The sequence below is a fragment of the Acinetobacter dispersus genome (assembly GCF_009884975.1).
Classification (GTDB): Bacteria; Pseudomonadota; Gammaproteobacteria; order Pseudomonadales; family Moraxellaceae; genus Acinetobacter; species Acinetobacter dispersus.
Genome location: NZ_CP041970.1, coordinates 2,103,397 through 2,120,021 on the forward strand (window position 1 = coordinate 2,103,397; position 16,625 = coordinate 2,120,021).

General features: G+C 42.0%; 14 protein-coding genes and 1 pseudogene. 6 read left to right on the plus strand and 9 right to left on the minus strand.

Annotation, left to right across the window (positions count from 1 at the left end; all coding sequences use genetic code 11):
• The 3 genes from antA to FPL17_RS09570 form a co-directional block, all read right to left on the minus strand.
• Window positions 1-1,416, minus strand: a complete 1,416-nt coding sequence (antA, locus tag FPL17_RS09560) for an anthranilate 1,2-dioxygenase large subunit (protein ID WP_159884752.1) — start codon at window positions 1,414-1,416, stop codon at window positions 1-3.
• 201 nt (window positions 1,417-1,617) lie between these two features.
• A complete protein-coding gene (locus FPL17_RS09565; protein ID WP_159884754.1) occupies window positions 1,618-2,415 on the minus strand; it encodes a class I SAM-dependent methyltransferase in 798 nt (265 codons plus the stop codon).
• A gap of 126 nt (window positions 2,416-2,541) precedes the next feature.
• On the minus strand, window positions 2,542-3,039 hold the full coding sequence (locus FPL17_RS09570) for a thioesterase family protein (protein ID WP_005321475.1): 498 nt from the start codon (window positions 3,037-3,039) through the stop codon (window positions 2,542-2,544).
• A 170-nt stretch (window positions 3,040-3,209) separates the two neighbouring features.
• Between FPL17_RS09570 and hemB the strand changes: the two genes are divergently transcribed.
• Window positions 3,210-4,223: a porphobilinogen synthase gene (gene hemB / locus FPL17_RS09575; protein ID WP_159884756.1), complete on the plus strand. Its 1,014-nt coding sequence runs from the start codon at window positions 3,210-3,212 to the stop codon at window positions 4,221-4,223.
• A 283-nt stretch (window positions 4,224-4,506) separates the two neighbouring features.
• Entirely contained in the window at window positions 4,507-5,628 is a 1,122-nt protein-coding gene (gene thiO, locus FPL17_RS09580; protein ID WP_159884758.1) for a glycine oxidase ThiO, read from the plus strand.
• On the opposite strand, the gene FPL17_RS09585 is transcribed toward thiO, so the two are convergent.
• The 3 genes from FPL17_RS09585 to FPL17_RS09595 form a co-directional block, all read right to left on the minus strand.
• Complete coding sequence (locus tag FPL17_RS09585) at window positions 5,614-6,519, minus strand: TIGR01777 family oxidoreductase (RefSeq protein ID WP_159884760.1); 906 nt, start codon at window positions 6,517-6,519, stop codon at window positions 5,614-5,616. The genes thiO and FPL17_RS09585 overlap by 15 nt on opposite strands.
• 85 nt (window positions 6,520-6,604) lie before the next feature.
• A complete protein-coding gene (locus FPL17_RS09590) occupies window positions 6,605-7,051 on the minus strand; it encodes an ABZJ_00895 family protein (RefSeq protein WP_159884762.1) in 447 nt (148 codons plus the stop codon).
• A 289-nt stretch (window positions 7,052-7,340) separates the two neighbouring features.
• On the minus strand, window positions 7,341-7,790 hold the full coding sequence (locus FPL17_RS09595) for a GNAT family N-acetyltransferase (protein ID WP_159884764.1): 450 nt from the start codon (window positions 7,788-7,790) through the stop codon (window positions 7,341-7,343).
• Between the two features lie 157 nt (window positions 7,791-7,947).
• Here FPL17_RS09595 and FPL17_RS09600 point away from each other — a divergent pair, with 157 nt between their 5' ends.
• Window positions 7,948-8,325, plus strand: coding sequence for a VOC family protein (locus FPL17_RS09600; protein ID WP_159884766.1), 378 nt, complete (start codon window positions 7,948-7,950; stop codon window positions 8,323-8,325).
• 29 nt (window positions 8,326-8,354) lie between these two features.
• Here FPL17_RS09600 and FPL17_RS09605 read toward each other — a convergent pair whose 3' ends face one another.
• Window positions 8,355-9,137: a crotonase/enoyl-CoA hydratase family protein gene (locus tag FPL17_RS09605; RefSeq protein WP_159884768.1), complete on the minus strand. Its 783-nt coding sequence runs from the start codon at window positions 9,135-9,137 to the stop codon at window positions 8,355-8,357.
• Window positions 9,138-9,300: 163 nt separating this feature from the next.
• Here FPL17_RS09605 and FPL17_RS09610 point away from each other — a divergent pair, with 163 nt between their 5' ends.
• The 3 genes and pseudogenes from FPL17_RS09610 to FPL17_RS09620 all read left to right on the plus strand — a co-directional run bounded on the left by FPL17_RS09610 (window position 9,301) and on the right by FPL17_RS09620 (window position 14,864).
• Window positions 9,301-10,551 carry an exonuclease SbcCD subunit D gene (locus tag FPL17_RS09610; protein WP_159884770.1) on the plus strand — a complete coding sequence of 417 codons (1,251 nt, stop codon included), beginning with the start codon at window positions 9,301-9,303 and terminating at the stop codon, window positions 10,549-10,551.
• A 9-nt stretch (window positions 10,552-10,560) separates the two neighbouring features.
• Window positions 10,561-14,157 carry an AAA family ATPase gene (locus FPL17_RS09615; protein WP_159884772.1) on the plus strand — a complete coding sequence of 1,199 codons (3,597 nt, stop codon included), beginning with the start codon at window positions 10,561-10,563 and terminating at the stop codon, window positions 14,155-14,157.
• Window positions 14,158-14,196: 39 nt separating this feature from the next.
• Window positions 14,197-14,864, plus strand: a pseudogene (locus FPL17_RS09620) (HAD family hydrolase).
• 60 nt (window positions 14,865-14,924) lie between these two features.
• Here FPL17_RS09620 and FPL17_RS09625 read toward each other — a convergent pair.
• Together FPL17_RS09625 and FPL17_RS09630 are read right to left on the minus strand one after the other, a co-directional pair.
• A complete protein-coding gene (locus FPL17_RS09625) occupies window positions 14,925-15,665 on the minus strand; it encodes a putative periplasmic lipoprotein (protein ID WP_159884774.1) in 741 nt (246 codons plus the stop codon).
• A 188-nt stretch (window positions 15,666-15,853) separates the two neighbouring features.
• A complete protein-coding gene (locus tag FPL17_RS09630; protein ID WP_159884776.1) occupies window positions 15,854-16,540 on the minus strand; it encodes a YggS family pyridoxal phosphate-dependent enzyme in 687 nt (228 codons plus the stop codon).
• Window positions 16,541-16,625 lie beyond the last annotated feature (85 nt).

Here is a 16,625-nt window from a genome sequence, read left to right on the forward strand (position 1 = left end):
TTAGACCTCCTCTGTTACAGTATCTAACTGGGAGGTAATATCCTGCATTTTTAAGGCCTTGCGATTTAAGCCATCCAGCATTAAACGCTGCCATTGACCGTGCTGATTGACATACAAGCCTTCATGCGTCAGTTCACGGCCCGTGATCACAGGTTGAATCCCCAAATCCTGTGCATTCTGCGTCAGCTCATAACACCATTTATGCTGTCCGCGGGAAATATCACTCCATCGCTCCAAACGTGCTTGGAAGCCTTTTTGCTGTTCACGGAACTCCACCAGATCATCAGGTGTACCTAAGCCAGAGACATTAAAAAAGTCTTCAAACTGGCGAATGCGGTTACGACGTGCCTCAGTCGACTCACCTTTTACTGCCAGACATTGGCTAATCACTTCAGTTTTATTCCACGCCACAGGACGGACTATCCGCAATTGAGAACTGATTTGATCCATGAAGAATAAGCTTGGATATAGGTTTAAATTTCTGAGCCGATGCATCGCCCATTCAGCACGTTTACTGCCATATTTCTCTACCAGATAAGGCATCACCGTGTCATAGCCAGGACGCACAGCAGGATTTGGCATGTCACTAAATAGAACACTGTGACCGTTTTTAAAACTGAACCAGCCATCATCGGTTTGGTTATCTCCCGCACCTAATTTGCTGTAATCCAAGGTATCCATATCATCGCCTTTGGCGGCATTGACCTGTTGGCGATGCTGTACCGTTGAGACATAGTTATAGTGCACAGTACTGACATGATAGCCATCTAGACCATTTTCATTTTGCAGCTTCCAGTTTCCTGCAAAAGTATAGGCAGACTTGCCTTGCAGGACCTCCAATTCACCTGTAGGTGACTGCTCCACCATTAAATCCAGAAAGACTTTGGCATCTCCTAAAAAGTCTTCAAGGCGATCCGTGGCTTGTGTGTCCAGACTGACAAAGACAAAGCCACGATAACTGGCAATGCGTCCTTGTTTGAGACCACGGCTGGACTTATCAAAATCTTCACAATATTCCGCAGGCGCTTTGACTTTGACCAAACGCCCATCAGACTTATAACACCATGCATGGAACGGACAGGTAAAAGTGGATTGATTGCCTTTGGCCACACGGGTTAAGGTCGCACCACGATGCTCGCAGGCATTGACCATGGCATGCAGTTGACCTTGACCATCACGGCTAATAATCAGCGGTTGTCGTCCAATTTGAACAGTTAAAAAATCATGATTATTGGGAATTTCACTTTCGTGGCAGGCGTAGATCCAGACTTTTTCAAAGATCAATTCCATTTCCAAATCGAAAAGCTCAGCTTCTGTGAACATCTCGCGTGCGATACGGAATACACCCTCTTTCGGGCGAAAATCCAAACATCCTGTGATGAAATCTTGCCATTCTGCAACATTACGTGGAGCCATTTTTATCTCCTCCAATCCATAAAAACCTTTTCATGATTGAAGCTTGATTTATGGCTGGACTCTATCCACTTTTTCCAGATCTCTATCCAGTTTGGGAATTATTTGGGGATTGCTCTATTGCAAGATAATGAAGCCAATTGAGGTGGAAATATTCCTACCTCAATCTGACTTATCGAATGATATTTTAGGGAAGATAGGCCGTTAATTTTTAATCGCCCGTGTTGCCAAAAAGGTTGGCATAAATTGATCCACTAAAAAGCGTGATTGTGGTTGATCATCTTCATAAAAGCTTTGAATAAGAAAACCTGCGGCCAGTTGCCCCTGAATTAAATCCGTTAGGCTATGTCCAAACACCACTGCCTCACCTGCTTGCAGTTTGGCATTGAGTGCCTCTGCACCCAGATCTTGAAGATCGGAATAAGGTAATCTATAAATCGGGCGAATCAGCCCCTGTTTGGCATATTCAGGATTGCGATCTGCAATAAAAACCACAGGATTATAAAAACTGGCGATCAAAACCCCTTGCGGTTTGAGTACCCGATAGCATTCCCGCCATACCGCTTCAACATCGGCAACATACAGGTTTGAAATCGGCTGGATGATCAGATCAAATTCAGCATCCTGAAATGCCTGCAAATCACACATATCTCCCTGCACGGTCTTGAGCAAAAGCTCTTCCCGTTCCGCAACCATTCGGTCTTGCTGCAATTGTTGATCAGAAAGATCAAAGACCGTAACATTCGCGCCCGCAGCCGCCAACACAGGTGCTTGTTGACCACCTGCAGAGGCTAAGCACAGAATTTTTTTTCCGACAATATCACCGAGCCATGCTTTGGATAATGGTCTTGGCGTGATATGTAGCTCCCAATCACCATGACGTGCTGCGCGAATCAGTTCATGACTGACGGGACGTGACCAAGCTTGCTGTTCTCTCGCCTGCTGATCCCAAGCTGCACGATTATGGCTGAGAAAATCGAAATGATGGATTGGCTTTGCCATAATGAAGCTCCCTTTTCTAACGCTTAAATCGTTCAAGATAGAAATACGATATCAATGCGAAAAAAGGAAGCGGAGTTCAGGACAGAAGCTACTGCCTAAAAGACAGCTGAGCTTGTGCAATCTAAATTAATAGGCATAAGACGCAATCGCAGTTGCAATCGGCTTATCTTCATCATTGACCATGGTCATACGCATGGTGCAACCTTTACGACCTAGACGTAAGGTTTCAGCACGGGCAATAAAATGTTTGCCACGTCCTGGTGCCAGATAATCGACCCGCATATCTACGGTGGCTAAGCGTGATACTTTTTTGATGGTATCAGGTAAATCTTCTGGTGAGGCGCGGCGATAAAGCTGCTCCATGGCTGCCACACCACCAATACTGTCCAGAATCGTGGCAGCCACACCACCATGTAAAATCTGAAATGCCAGATTCCCGACCAGTTCGGGCTGCATCTCCACATAGGCTTCAATTTGATCATCGACCACTCGCATGACCATGCCACTGTATTTAAAAAATGGACAGGCATTAAATGCCTTACACAGCTGTTTCAAGACCACTTGGTGATCTGCCTTGGCACCTAGCTGAATATTCCCAGTCCAGTTTTTCTTTACATCATTCATACGCGGCCTACACTCAATGGAAAGAATAACTTTCCATTATTTTGCACAAATCTAAAAATATGGGGCTACAATAGCGGGGTTCTGTAATTGGGTAACAGCGCTAAGCTCTCCCTAGCCTGACTTAATACCTCAATTATTCCTATAGTGTAATACTGAACATCGAGATTGTTATGACTTATACGTTCAATCGTCCAGCTTTTCCTGCGACTCGCATGCGCCGTATCCGTAAAAATGACCAACTTCGTGCCATGGTCAGCGAAACTCATTTAACTGCGAATCATTTGATTTATCCAGTGTTTGTATTACCAGGACAACAACAGACCCAAGACATTCCAAGCATGCCAAATGTGCAACGCTTGTCGGCTGACTTATTACTAAAAAAAGCAGAAACCTTGCTTGAACTCGGGGTTTCGAAACTTGCCTTATTCCCTGTCACACCACAACAAGATAAAAGCTTAACAGCGGAAGCTGCTTGGGATGACAATGGCTTGGTTCAGACGACCTGCCGCCTACTTAAAAAAGAATTACCAGAGATGGTCTTGATTACCGATGGCGCGCTTGATCCTTATACCACGCATGGTCAAGACGGTATTATTGATGACACGGGTTATGTACTCAATGATGAAACCGTTGAATGCCTAGTAAAACAAGCACTCAGTCATGCTGCGGCAGGTGCAGATGTGATTGCCCCAAGTGACATGATGGATGGTCGTATCGGTGCGATTCGTCAAGCACTAGAGCAAAACGATTTTATCTACACCAATATCATGGCCTATTCAGCAAAATATGCCTCAAGCTTCTATGGTCCTTTCCGTGATGCCGTTGGTTCTGCCAGCAACCTGAAAGGTGGCAATAAATACAATTACCAAATGGATATTGGCAACCGTGCCGAAGCACTGCATGAAATTGCGCTGGATCTGCAAGAAGGTGCGGATATGGTGATTGTCAAACCAGGGATGCCTTATTTAGATGTGGTTCGTGAAGTTAAAGATACTTTTGGTGTGCCGACATTTATCTATCAAGTCAGTGGTGAATACGCCATGCTTGCAGGTGCAATTCAAAATGGTTGGCTCTCTGACAGCGTAATTCTAGAATCGTTGATGTGTTGCCGTCGTGCAGGTGCAGATGGGATCTGGACCTATTTTGCGGAAGATGCAGCACGTAAATTAAAAGAGATGAGATAGAAGTTATATTTCATCTATCTGAAAATGATAGTATCTACTCCAGAGTCTTGTTGAGCTCTCATCCTTATTTCTGGATTAGCCTTCGGCTCGACCTACTTTTCTTTCGGGAAAAGTAGGCAAAACCATTGTCATTCGCAAAACCTGTTCACTTCTTACATTTTTCTGATATTGGGGATGTATAACAGGACTTCTCTTAGCGTATATCACGCAGGTTGCGAATGACGTCTTCCGTGTAGCAAATTTCAAGATACGTTTTATCTTCGAAACCACTTAAATTAAAGTTATGCATATTGCCATCATTGGTGCGGGTATTAGTGGCTTAATGTCAGCATTGGAACTTGCTGAACAAGGCTGCTCTGTCGATATTTTTGACCAACAACTTGCAGGTCAAGCAGCCTCATGGGCAGGTGGAGGTATCCTCTCACCCATGTATCCTTGGCGTTATGCACCCGAAGTGAATCAGTTAGCTCAATACGGTAAACCGCTCTATCAAACATGGAATGAAAAATTGCTGCCCATCACTGGCATTGATTTTCAAATCCACGATACCGGCATGCTGATTTTCGATCAGGAAGATTTCGAGATCGGCTTGAATTATGCCACGCGACATCAAGAGCCGATGCAACACTGTGAACTACTTGATCGTATTCAACTCCAGCAAGTTAACGCTCATATTTCAGAAAAGTTCCAACAAGCTATTTATTTCCCACAACTGTCCAATGTTCGTAATCCACGTCTTTTACAATCGTTAATTTGCTATTTAAAACAACATCCCGCTGTACGTTTTTTTGAACAGTGTCCTGTTGAAAAACTGATGATTCAAAATAAAAAAGTTCAAGGAATTGAAACTGAGGAGGGTCAGAAATTTAGCGCGGATCATGTCGTGATGACCTCTGGGGCATGGAGCCAGCAATGGCAGCAACAAATCCAACGTAATATCCCCGTGCATCCTGTACAAGGACAAATGCTGTTATTTAAGACCCCTAAAAACTGGCTACCGACCATGTGTATGAATCAGGTAATGTATCTAATTCCACGTCAAGATGGTCACATCGTCTGTGGTTCCAGTATGGCAGAGACTGGTTTTAGCACTGCCGTAGATACACATACTCAACAGGATATTCTCACTGCCTGTTTAGAGATGGTGCCTGAATTAGCGCAATTTCCGATCGTAAAACGCTGGGCAGGCCTACGTCCAAGTTCTCCACAGGGCATTCCCTATATCGGCGCAATGCCTGAACTGGAAAATCTTTGGACCAATTTTGGACATTTCCGCAATGGTCTATGCATGGGCGCTGGTTCAGCACGTCTGCTGCGTCAGCTGATATTAGGGCAAGAGACACTGGTTGATCCGAATGCTTATTCACCGCTGCGCTTAAAGCGACAGGATTTAATTTCTTGCTAAAATTGCAGTTAATGCCACATTTAAATCTGGATATTGAAATTGAAAACCCTGTTCCAGCAAGGCCTTGGGCGCCACATATTGGCCATTTAAAATAAGCTGCGCTTGCTCGCCAAGCATCGATATAAATACACACTTAGGCATTCGCATAAAAGGTTTTCGCTTTAAAATGTGGGCAGCCCTTTGAGCGAATTGTTGTTGATTGATTTGATCAGGTGCAACTAGGTTATATACCTGTTGAGGATGAGTAGATTGCAACAGGAAAACCATGGCATTTAGTACATCTTGGATATGAATCCACACGATCGGTTGTTGTCCCGAACCAATTTTTGCAACCGCATTCAATCGAATCGGCAACAGCATTTGTGGCAAAATCCCGCCCTGCCCAAAAACCACACCTAAACGAATGATTTTGGTATTTTGTTGGCTAAATTTTAAAGCGGTTTGCTCCCACTTCTGGCAAAGTTCAGACATAAAAATCGCTTGCGGTGCTGTATTTTCATCACAAACAAGCTTCCATTGTTCTTGTGGATCAATACCGTAATAACCAATCGCAGAACCAGAAATAATACATTTCGGAAAAATTTTCCGTTGTTCCAACCATTGATACAGTTGCTCTGTCACCGCAACACGGCTATGTATTAATTGCTGTTTACGTTGTTCCGTCCAGCGTTTTGCACCAATATTTTCACCAGCCAGATTAATCACATAATCAATCTGTTGCGTTTCAATTTGATCAAAATCACTCACCCAACGTAGCGCTGAATGCTGAGAAACTCGATTTGGCTGTCGGGTCAGTGCAATAATTTGATATTGTCGTTCCAATAAAAAAGGCAACAAATGAGAACCAATAAATCCACTTGCGCCTGTGATTAAAACCGTCTGTTTTTGCATCGCACCCTCATCCTGCATGATATTGATCAGCTCGATATCTCAGTCTTAGCAGAATGAAAGTGAATTACAAGTGAACTTTGTTCAACTAGTTGAACATTTTATTGGCCATTCTTTGTGCTTGCGGTCCATAAAACCAATAGGTAATTAAGAATAACGGTACAGCAATCACAAACCACATCGCCAATACCGTTAGCAAAAATTGGGGCTGTTTCAGATAGAGTAAAAAGTTCTGCCAAACTTCGGGATCTTTCCGTGCAAAGATAAACAGACCGAGGAGTAAGCCACATGCGTTATAGCCCCAAAAGATCAGACTAAAGCCGATGCTTAAACGTTTTCGTTCCTGTTGTGTCGGTGCACGGCGTTGTTGTTTCAAAAATTTGAATAAAATAACAATAATGGCAATTAAATAAGGAACCGCAGTCAACACGCCACCAATACTATTGGGTAAAATAGCGGCCAATACACCTGCCAACAATGTTGCAGTAAAACAAATTATAAAAAACCAGAGATAGTACAAACGCAATGAAATCATAAAGATAAACCTAATTAGACTGGCTTTAGAAAATAATTATAAATTTTTTTCACTTTTTTTTCATTTTTATGTCAACCAATCCTCAACCAGCAGCGTTATATAAGGTATAAGGTCGCAGCAACCGATTGGACATTGCACGGCATCCGCGATGTTTTCGGTGACCTTTCATTATGACTCTCCATCTTTAACAATGGTTGTGTTAGCAGCCAGAACCATTGAAAAAGATTTTGACCGACGATTTATCATCACTCGAATCGTCGGTTTTTATTTGCCTGCAATTTGGGGTTGATCAGGTATTGGCTACATACATTTTAATCAACTCACCCTCATCCTCTTTAACCCTTGTTAAAAATGTCCAGCCACACTTTTCGTAAAAATCATCTAGGTCAGTCACCAGATAAAGCTTTTCAAAGCCTAAACTTTTCATTTCTACTCGGGCAAAATCCAGCAGCTGTTTGGCGATATTTCGCTTTCGGTAAGCCTCGTCTACAAATAAGGCACATAGGTTTGGACTGAGATCTTTGCGTTCATGGAAATCATTGTCGATTACCCCAGTGCCAGCAATGATCTGCTGTGTATCATCGATAATCACATACCATTGCGGAATTCCTTCTGGCTGTTCAATCGAGCTTTGTATACTGTCTCGATAGGCCTCAACAGGAATCTCCCATTTATCTGAAAACCAGATTGCAGCCTGTTCTCGCAATTCAGGATGATTCGCTAATTTAATAATCTTCATCAATGCAGGATTAACCTCTTATACTTTACTCAAATGTATTCAATGCGATTTTATGATCAAACAGCAAAATGCGCAGCTGCTTACATAAATCTCTCATCTTCCCATTCCATATCTCTTTAGAATAATTCTACGACTATAAAAATTAAGGACAGATTGAATGAACAACATTATTTATTTTGAAATTCAGTCATCAGCTCCACAACGTGACATTCACTTTTATCAATCCGTATTTGGTTGGCAATTTGAAAAAGTAGAAGGCCTACCGATTGAATATTATCGTATCGCAACCACAGGAATTCATGGCGGTCTATTACAACGTCCTGTAGCAACACCAGCAACAGGATGTGGAACCAATGCCTTTACCTGTAGTATAGAGGTGGCAAATTTCGATGAAACCGCAGCTAAAATTTTAAGTTTAGGTGGGATTATCGCCATGGATAAATTTGCGATCCCGAACCGCTGCTGGCAAGGCTATTTCATCGACCTCGATCATAATACCTTTGGAATTTGTGAAATCGATGAGCGGGCGCAATAACTTGCTAAACTCAAGTTAAAGTAAAATGATTACCGCCCCTTAAACTGTGGTGGCCGTTTTTCTAACATAGCGCGAACCCCTTCTTGAGCATCTTCCGATACAAACAACGGCATCAAATAATTGTTCATTTTTTCAAATGCAACTGTTTGCCCTTCCACGACTGCATCGGTTGCAGATGCCAATAAAGCTTGCACTGCCAACGGTGCAGCACTACAAATTTCTTTGGCAATTTCCAAGGCCCGTTCAAGTTGTTGCCCTGATTCCACCACTTCAGACAGGAGATTGAGCTCATAGGCCGTTTTGCTATTAAAGGTCTTCCCTGTCAATAAATAAGGCATGGCTTTTTGCCAACCCGCAGCTTGTACAAAACGTACCGTTGCCCCGCCAAAAGGCATAATCCCACGTTGCACTTCAAGCTGACCAAAGACCGTATTTTCACTGGCAATCACCACATCAGCATTCAGCATTAATTCGACGCCAGCGGTATAGCAAATCCCTTGTACAGCCACCACCACAGGCTTAGTTCGATGCCGCCCACCCGTTCCCCACGGATTAATCTGATCTGCCTCAAAATTAAAAATACCTTGTGAAATTTTGGACTGTAATTCCACCAGATCTAAGCCCGCAGTAAAATGATCACCATGCGCAAAAATCACGGCGCAGCGTAGTTCTGGGTCATTTTCATATTCAGTCAAGGCTTGAGATAGGTCATGAATCATATGGCTATCAAAAGCATTACGTTTTTCCACACGATCCAGACCGATCAGCATAATCTGATCAAAAATTTCACGGCTTACTTGACCTAAGCTCATTTTATCTTCCTCATTGTTAAAATAATGGCATTGAGATCAAACTAGAGCATCGTTGAAAAATGATCAAGGCAGATCTTGTAGTGCTTTTCTGCTCATCAAGGCTCTCCCTTCCACCTGAATACGTGCTACCTTATTCGGGTTTATTTTATTTTTAGATTCATTTATGACCGTGCGTTTTTTTCATACGTCTGACTGGCATTTGGGGCAGTTTTTTTATAATCATTCCCGCCACTACGAACATGAACAATTTCTGACATGGTTACTTGAGCAGATCAAAGCCAAACAACCGCATGCATTATTAATTGCGGGTGATATCTTTGATGTGATCAACCCGAGTTCACAGGCACAAAAACAACTCTATCAATTTCTTGCCGATGCACATGAGCTTGCCCCACATATGCAAACCTTAATGATTGCTGGCAATCACGACTCAGGTTATCGCATTGAACAAGTTGAACCCTTATTAGAAAAATATAACGCCAAAACGGTCGGTGTGATTCGCTGGAATCAAGATAAGACCCTCGACTTAGAGCGTTTAATTTTGCCGATTTATAATGAACAAAAGCAGATTGTAGCGTGGTGTATTGCCCTGCCATTCCTACGTTCAGCTGAAATTACAGGCTTTAATGAGCACACCACCAACAGTCAAAATGCGATTGCTTATCTACACCAACAGTTAATCGAAGAAGCCAAACGTCGTAAAACCGATGATCAGGCCCTGATTCTGATGTCGCATGCGCATATGCAAGGCGGAGAAACCTCCGATTCAGAACGGCCGATTATTATTGGTAATGAAGAAGCCCTATCTACAGCTCTGTTCGACGACAGCATTGATTATGTGGCACTGGGGCATTTGCATAAACCGCAAAAAGTACAGCATCCACATATTCGTTATAGCGGTTCACCAATTCCACTGTCATTTAGTGAAATCAACTATAAACACCAAGTGGTTGAAGTCACGATTGATCCTAAAAAAAGTGAAGATTCGTTTAACTTTGAAGCTTTAGCGATACCACGAAGTATTCAACTGCATAAAATTAAAGATGAACTTACTGTAGTCATGCAGCGCCTTCGTAATCTGCCAAATGAACCGATCGAAAATCTTGAGCATCGTGAATATGTCGATATCGAATATCATACCTCGACGCCACCACAGCCCAATTTACGACAACAATTTGAAGATGCCTTGCCCAAAAATCGTTATCGACTGGTGCGCATTTCCAGACAATATCTCTCCAATGAAACTAATGCCGAAAGCAAGCAGAGTATTAGCTTAGAACCACCGACACCTGAAAAACTATTTCAGCAAATTTGGGAGAAAAAAGGCTATCACGCCGATGATGAAGTCACTCAAGACTTTATGAGTTTGGTCGCAGAAGCGCAAAAGCAACTTGAAGATGATCAGACTGTTTAAGGAGCTGCCATGAAAATTTTATCAATTCGACTGAAAAATTTGGCATCTCTGGCAGATGAGCATTTTATTGATTTTGAAACTGAGCCTTTGGCCAGTGCTGGACTGATTGCCATTGTTGGAAAAACTGGCGCAGGTAAATCTACGATTCTAGATGCCATGTGTCTGGCCTTATTTAATAAGATTCCCCGCCTCAAAGAAAGTGACGGCAAACTGTTAGATGTCGATGGTTCTGAACTACTGACCAACTCCCCTTTAACCGTTCTACGTCGTGGCACAGGCCATGGTTTTGCCGAACTGTGTTTTGTGGCACAAGATCAGAAACATTATCTCGCACGTTGGGAAATTAAACGTGCCCGTGAAAATGCCAGTGGCAAACTGCAAAGTGTGCAACGCTCACTCAAATGCCTGACCGACGGTGTAGTGATTGCAGATAAAACCAAAGCGGTTGAAGCGCATATTCAACAGATTACCCAACTGAGTTTTGAGCAATTCACCCGTGCGGTACTGTTGGCACAGTCCGAGGTCACCGCTTTTTTAAAGGCACGCGATAATGAGCGTGGTGAATTACTCGAATATCTGACCAATTCCAGTATTTTTGCCAAAATTGGACAACTGGCTTTTGAAAAAACCCGTGAAATTAGCAACCAACGCAAGCAACTGGAAAATGTGCTCGGCCATATTGAAATTCGTTCAGATGAAGAAGTTGCCGAGTTACAGACTCAATTTCAGCAGATACAACAACAGGTTCAACAGCTTGAAACCGACAAAATTCAGCTTAATCAACAGCAACAATGGTTTGAACAGCGACAGAAACTCGAAACTGAAATTACACTAAAACAGCAACAGCATGACATTCAAATTCAAGCACATCAGGCTTTAGCCGCAGATCGCAATCGACTCAGCCAACTCGAAACCTTTTCAGGCATTCGTCCGATTGTGTTCCAACAGCAACAATTGGAAAAAGCACTGCAACAGCTTGAACCACAGATTCAACACAAGCAGCAGCAATTTACCGCTGTAAGCACCCAATTTGAGCAAGAAAAAACAGCTTATACGCAGGCTGAAACGGCCTTACAGCAATTTCAGAGTTTTGAACAAAACCATCAGCAAGAACTCACCCAAGTGCGTAAATATGTACAGGAACGTGAATACATTGCTGATGAATATAAGAAAACTAAAGTTCGCCTAAACCAAAACGAAGCGCAACAACAACCATTACTTGAACAACAACAGCAGTTTGAACAAAGTCGCCACAGTCTATCCATACAACAACAAAACTGCTCTGAACAGCTGCAACAGAGCGCACAATTCTCCACTTTAGATAAAGGCTTGAATGCACATCTTCAGCAGCTAAAGCAATTTATTCTACAATACCAAAAAGTCGAACAGAATTTAGGTTCAATTCAACAAGCCCAATCCAAGCTTGAACAAGATCAGATCGTATTGAATGAGCTCATTCAAAAATTTGGCGCACCACAACAGATTGAAAGCCAGCTTGAACAGAAACAAAAACTCAGAGAACAGCAACAAGCCCGACTGAATCAACTGGATCTAATTCAGCAAAAGTTACAGCATTATTTTGAGCTTAAAAAAGAACGTGATGAGCTAGGCGATAAGCTCAGTAGCACACAGCAGCAACATCAGCAGCTTGACCAACAACTGCAAACTAGCCAAGGTGAATTCCAATCTGCCAAAAATGAACGGGAAAAGTTGCAGCTGATGTTGCAACAACAACGTTTATTACATGCTGAAAATATTGAACATCTCCGTGCAGAACTCAAACATGGGGAAGCCTGTCTGGTCTGTGGCAGCACCGAACACCCCTATCGTGATGATGCCAGTCAGCTCTCCAAAGCCTTGTATGAGCTGCAACAACAGCAAGAGCAACAGGCCATTCAACAGGAACAACAATGCTTTCAGCTTTGGCAAAACGCACAGCAGCAATTTACCCAGATTCGTACCGAACTTACTCAATTGCAATCCTCAGTGCAACAAGCAGATGACAAATTCAAGCTGCAACATCAGGAATTACTCAAACATGCAGCACAATTCGAGATCCAGTTAGATTTAACGCAGTCGCATGCGGAAATCACGGTAGCTCAACAACAATGGACGAGTGAAGCAACTCAACTCAAACAGCAGACTGAACTTGAATTACAACAACTGCAACAGGCCAATAAAGATCACTATCACCTGACTCAAACGATTCAAAATATCCGCTATCAACTTGAAAGCGTGCAGCAGTCACAGCAACAGATTCAGCATGTTGTGGATTGGCTGAGCAGCGATGAACAAAACTTATGGCAACAGCAAACGCTAAGCTCTGCTCAACAGCTAGCACAACGTTTACAGCAACGTGTTCAACAGCTTGAACAAGCTGAAACACTCAACAAACAACAACAGCAGCTTGAACAGCAACTGAATCTATTAAAGTCCAATTTAACCAGCTTGATCACTCAACATACCGAGTTTAGCCAGCAACTTAAAGAGGTCGAAATTAAAGGCAAACAAAATACAGAGTCAGCGCATCAATTGATTGTGGCAATGACAGGTTTAACCGAACTCAAAGCCAATGAATGGTTAAACCAACACGATCAACAGCGTCAGCAACTCCAAAATCAATATCAGCAGATCAAGCAGCGTTTTGAACAGGCTCGTCAAAGTTTTGAACAGCAGAAAAATGAACTGGAACAGCTCAAAGCCCAACAGCAACAACAACAATCTGCCCTTGCCCAATCTAAAACTGAAATTCGAGCCTGGTTAGACCAGCATCCTGAATTTGAAGAGCATCAATTAGCTGATTTACTTGCTATTCGTGCTGAGCAAGAACAGCAAATACGAACATCGCTACAACATGCAGAACGTTTGCTCAATGAGGCCGCCTCTGCATTGAAAACGCTGCAACAGCAATTACAGACACATCAGCAACAACAGCCACCCATCGAATACACCCAGTTGCTTGAGTACATCCATCTCAATCATGAGAACTTACAGCAGCAAGCTGAACAACGTGATCAGTTCAAACTGAAACTGGAACTACATCAACAAAATGTTGCCAAGCAAAAGCAATTTGCAGATCAAATCCAGCAGATTCAGCAGCAGGAACATCGCTGGAATAAAATTTCTAGCTTGATTGGTGATTCTAAAGGCAAGGATTTTCGTGATTTAGCCCAGCAATATAATCTGGATATTCTGCTTGAATATGCTAACCAACAACTCACAATGTTGTCACAGCGTTATACCTTAAAACGTTTGGATAATTCCCTCAGCCTAGCCATCATTGACCATGATATGGATGGAGAAACTCGTTCAGTGGCTTCTCTGTCTGGTGGTGAGTCCTTCCTCACTGCTCTTGCGATTTCCTTGGCAATTGCCAACATGGCCTCAGGTTCCATGAAAATCGAATCATTGTTTATTGATGAAGGTTTTGGGACGTTGGATGCTTCTTCCTTGCATATGGTGATGAATGCGCTGGATCAATTACAAAGCCAAGGCCGTAAAGTGGTATTGATTTCACATATTCAGGAAATGCATGAGCGTATTCCTGTACAGATTCAGGTACAGCCAATAGGGTCAGGTTCGAGTCGGATCGAAGTGGTGGGTTAAAGCATTATGATAATTAAATAATCACAATGCTTAAATCATATGAATCAGAATAAGGCGGTTATTTTTGACCTCGATCAAACCTTACTTGATCGAACAACGTCGTTAATAAAATTCCTCACTTGGCAGATTAATTTCTTTCAATTGGTTGCTGCCGATGATAGAGAGCCATTTATTCTTCGCTTTCTTGAGTTAGATGATAATGGCAAAGTTTGGAAAGATCGTGTTTATGAAAATCTGATTCAGGAGTTTTCAATTCACGGCCATTCTAAAAAAATCCTTTTAACTAGTTATATCAATGATTTTAATAAATTTTCATGCTGCTTTGGACATGTAGAAAACACCATCATCCAATTAAAACAGCAAGGCTATTTAATTGGATTAATCTCTAATGGCAGAACACCCTTTCAAGAAAATAATTTTTATGCGCTAGGGCTGACTGAATTCTTTTCTAGCACCATTGTTTCCGAAGCAGTTAGGCTCAGAAAACCAGATCCCGCAATTTTTCTATTATCTTGTCAGCAACTTGGTGTTCACCCAAAAAATTGTATCTTTGTCGGAGATAATGAACTGGCAGACATACAAGGTGCAAAGGCTGTCGGGATGAAAACCTTTTCTTCCATCCCAATCCTGCGATTTCCTCAGTAATAGCTGATCAAAATCTACATGATTTAAAAAACTTCATCGAAACATTAAAAGGCTTAGAGTAAATAACTTCGAGAATAATAATCCCTTAAACATAACCAATCTTGTAGGGATTTTCTCATCCCTTATTCATTCTTATCAGCTGGGAAAGCCTTTGGTGGAGGAGCATATTTAGATGGCTTTTCTTCTGCGGCTGCATCAGCGGATTTCAGTGATTCAACTTGATAAATCGCTGTTCCAATAATGCCTGTATTCTGAATTGAGCCATTATCTGAGTTTGCAGCATACGCATCTTCAGGCTTACTAAAGGTAAAAGAAGCGACAGCAGAGTCACTCTTACGAAAACCTTCTATTGTGATCTCACTATGCGGATGGAGCACATATCCTGCATTATTTCGTGAAGCAGCACTGCCATCTAAAACATCAATCCCATCAACACTTGCCACCACTTCATAGGTATTATCGCTATGGTTTTCATATTTTAATTGGTAGCTTTGGCCATCTTTTGCTGAGAGATAATAGTTTTGACCATCTCTAGATAAAGCAAATGGTTGATCAGCATCATCAACGATAGAAAAACTAATTTTCCCTGCTGCCAACGAAATACTGTTAACGGTCTTGCCTTGATATTGTTTATTGGCATAACGAACTTGTGATTCAGCAATCGGTTGTTCTGTTAAACGGCTTAAATTAACCTCCGTCACATGCGAGCTAATTTCATCGCCCCATTTTGTACCGAGCTTTTCGTCTACAGCTACTTGAGCATTACTATCGCTCGCTTCTGCAGCTACATCACTCTGTTTTTTACTGCAAGCTGCTAAAAATAAACATAAAATAAAAAAGATTAAAAAATACAGTTTTTTCATTCTAAATATGATCCTAAATTCAATTTTTATCTTTGTAAAAAATAATTGTTATTCATTTATACCAATGTTCGATATAAATGAATAAACAGGTTATCTTAATTTATGCCGTTTTTTTCAACAGCAAATATATTTTATATAATTGTAATTTGTTCTTTATCTCTACGGATATTTATTCAATCCGCTCTATATTAGTTTGAATAATCCCGTGCTCCGAATAATGCAGTTCCTACTCTAACCATGGTTGAACCCGCTGCAATTGCTGCTTCAAGATCAGCGGACATCCCCATACTTAAAGTATCCCAGTCTTGCGGCTGTGTATGCTGAGCTTTCACTTGCTCAAATAGAACTTTGGCATCAGCAAATGCAGCATGATTTTCGGGTGCTGGAATCACCATCAAACCACGTAAACGGATATTTGGAAGTTGGCTAATTTGCTGAACCAGTTCAGCAACCTCTGTAGGTCGGCAACCATCTTTAGAATCTTGCCCATCAATATTCACTTGCAGACAAAGATTCAAAGGCTTTTGAGATTCGATACGCTGACTGGACAAACGTTCAGCGATGATCAAACGATCAACCCCATGCACCCAGTCAAATTTTTCTGCTAAATGTTTGGTTTTATTACGCTGCACATGTCCAATAAAATGCCATTCGATCTCTAATTCTTTTAATTCCTCAATTTTTTCTAGTGCTTCCTGTAAATAGTTTTCACCAAAACTGCGCTGCCCGACTCCATACATTTCGCGAAGGCTTGAAGCAGGATGGGTCTTGGAAACCGCTAACAATTGCACCGTTGCAGGATCACGTTGAACACGCTGACAGGCTTGTTCTATTTGATTTAAAACAGATTGGCGGGATTGTTGCGATTGATTCATTGACACAGTTCTCATTTACGAAATCTTTTTTTGCTTTCCATTCTTTAAGGTGTTGGTAAGCCCGAATGAAAGCCTTATATTATTC

Excerpts from the sequence above, each read along its gene's own strand:
- FPL17_RS09615 (WP_159884772.1), top strand. The coding sequence starts at position 10,561 with ATGAAAATTTTATCAATTCGACTGAAAAATTTGGCATCTCTGGCAGAT.
- FPL17_RS09605 (WP_159884768.1), bottom strand. The coding sequence starts at position 9,137 with ATGAGCTTAGGTCAAGTAAGCCGTGAAATTTTTGATCAGATTATGCTG.
- FPL17_RS09610 (WP_159884770.1), top strand. The coding sequence starts at position 9,301 with ATGACCGTGCGTTTTTTTCATACGTCTGACTGGCATTTGGGGCAGTTT.
- FPL17_RS09585 (WP_159884760.1), bottom strand. The coding sequence starts at position 6,519 with ATGCAAAAACAGACGGTTTTAATCACAGGCGCAAGTGGATTTATTGGT.
- FPL17_RS09565 (WP_159884754.1), bottom strand. The coding sequence starts at position 2,415 with ATGGCAAAGCCAATCCATCATTTCGATTTTCTCAGCCATAATCGTGCA.
- hemB (WP_159884756.1), top strand. The coding sequence starts at position 3,210 with ATGACTTATACGTTCAATCGTCCAGCTTTTCCTGCGACTCGCATGCGC.
- FPL17_RS09590 (WP_159884762.1), bottom strand. The coding sequence starts at position 7,051 with ATGATTTCATTGCGTTTGTACTATCTCTGGTTTTTTATAATTTGTTTT.
- antA (WP_159884752.1), bottom strand. The coding sequence starts at position 1,416 with ATGGCTCCACGTAATGTTGCAGAATGGCAAGATTTCATCACAGGATGT.
- FPL17_RS09625 (WP_159884774.1), bottom strand. The coding sequence starts at position 15,665 with ATGAAAAAACTGTATTTTTTAATCTTTTTTATTTTATGTTTATTTTTA.
- FPL17_RS09600 (WP_159884766.1), top strand. The coding sequence starts at position 7,948 with ATGAACAACATTATTTATTTTGAAATTCAGTCATCAGCTCCACAACGT.
- FPL17_RS09570 (WP_005321475.1), bottom strand. The coding sequence starts at position 3,039 with ATGAATGATGTAAAGAAAAACTGGACTGGGAATATTCAGCTAGGTGCC.
- FPL17_RS09595 (WP_159884764.1), bottom strand. The coding sequence starts at position 7,790 with ATGAAGATTATTAAATTAGCGAATCATCCTGAATTGCGAGAACAGGCT.
- FPL17_RS09630 (WP_159884776.1), bottom strand. The coding sequence starts at position 16,540 with ATGAATCAATCGCAACAATCCCGCCAATCTGTTTTAAATCAAATAGAA.
- thiO (WP_159884758.1), top strand. The coding sequence starts at position 4,507 with ATGCATATTGCCATCATTGGTGCGGGTATTAGTGGCTTAATGTCAGCA.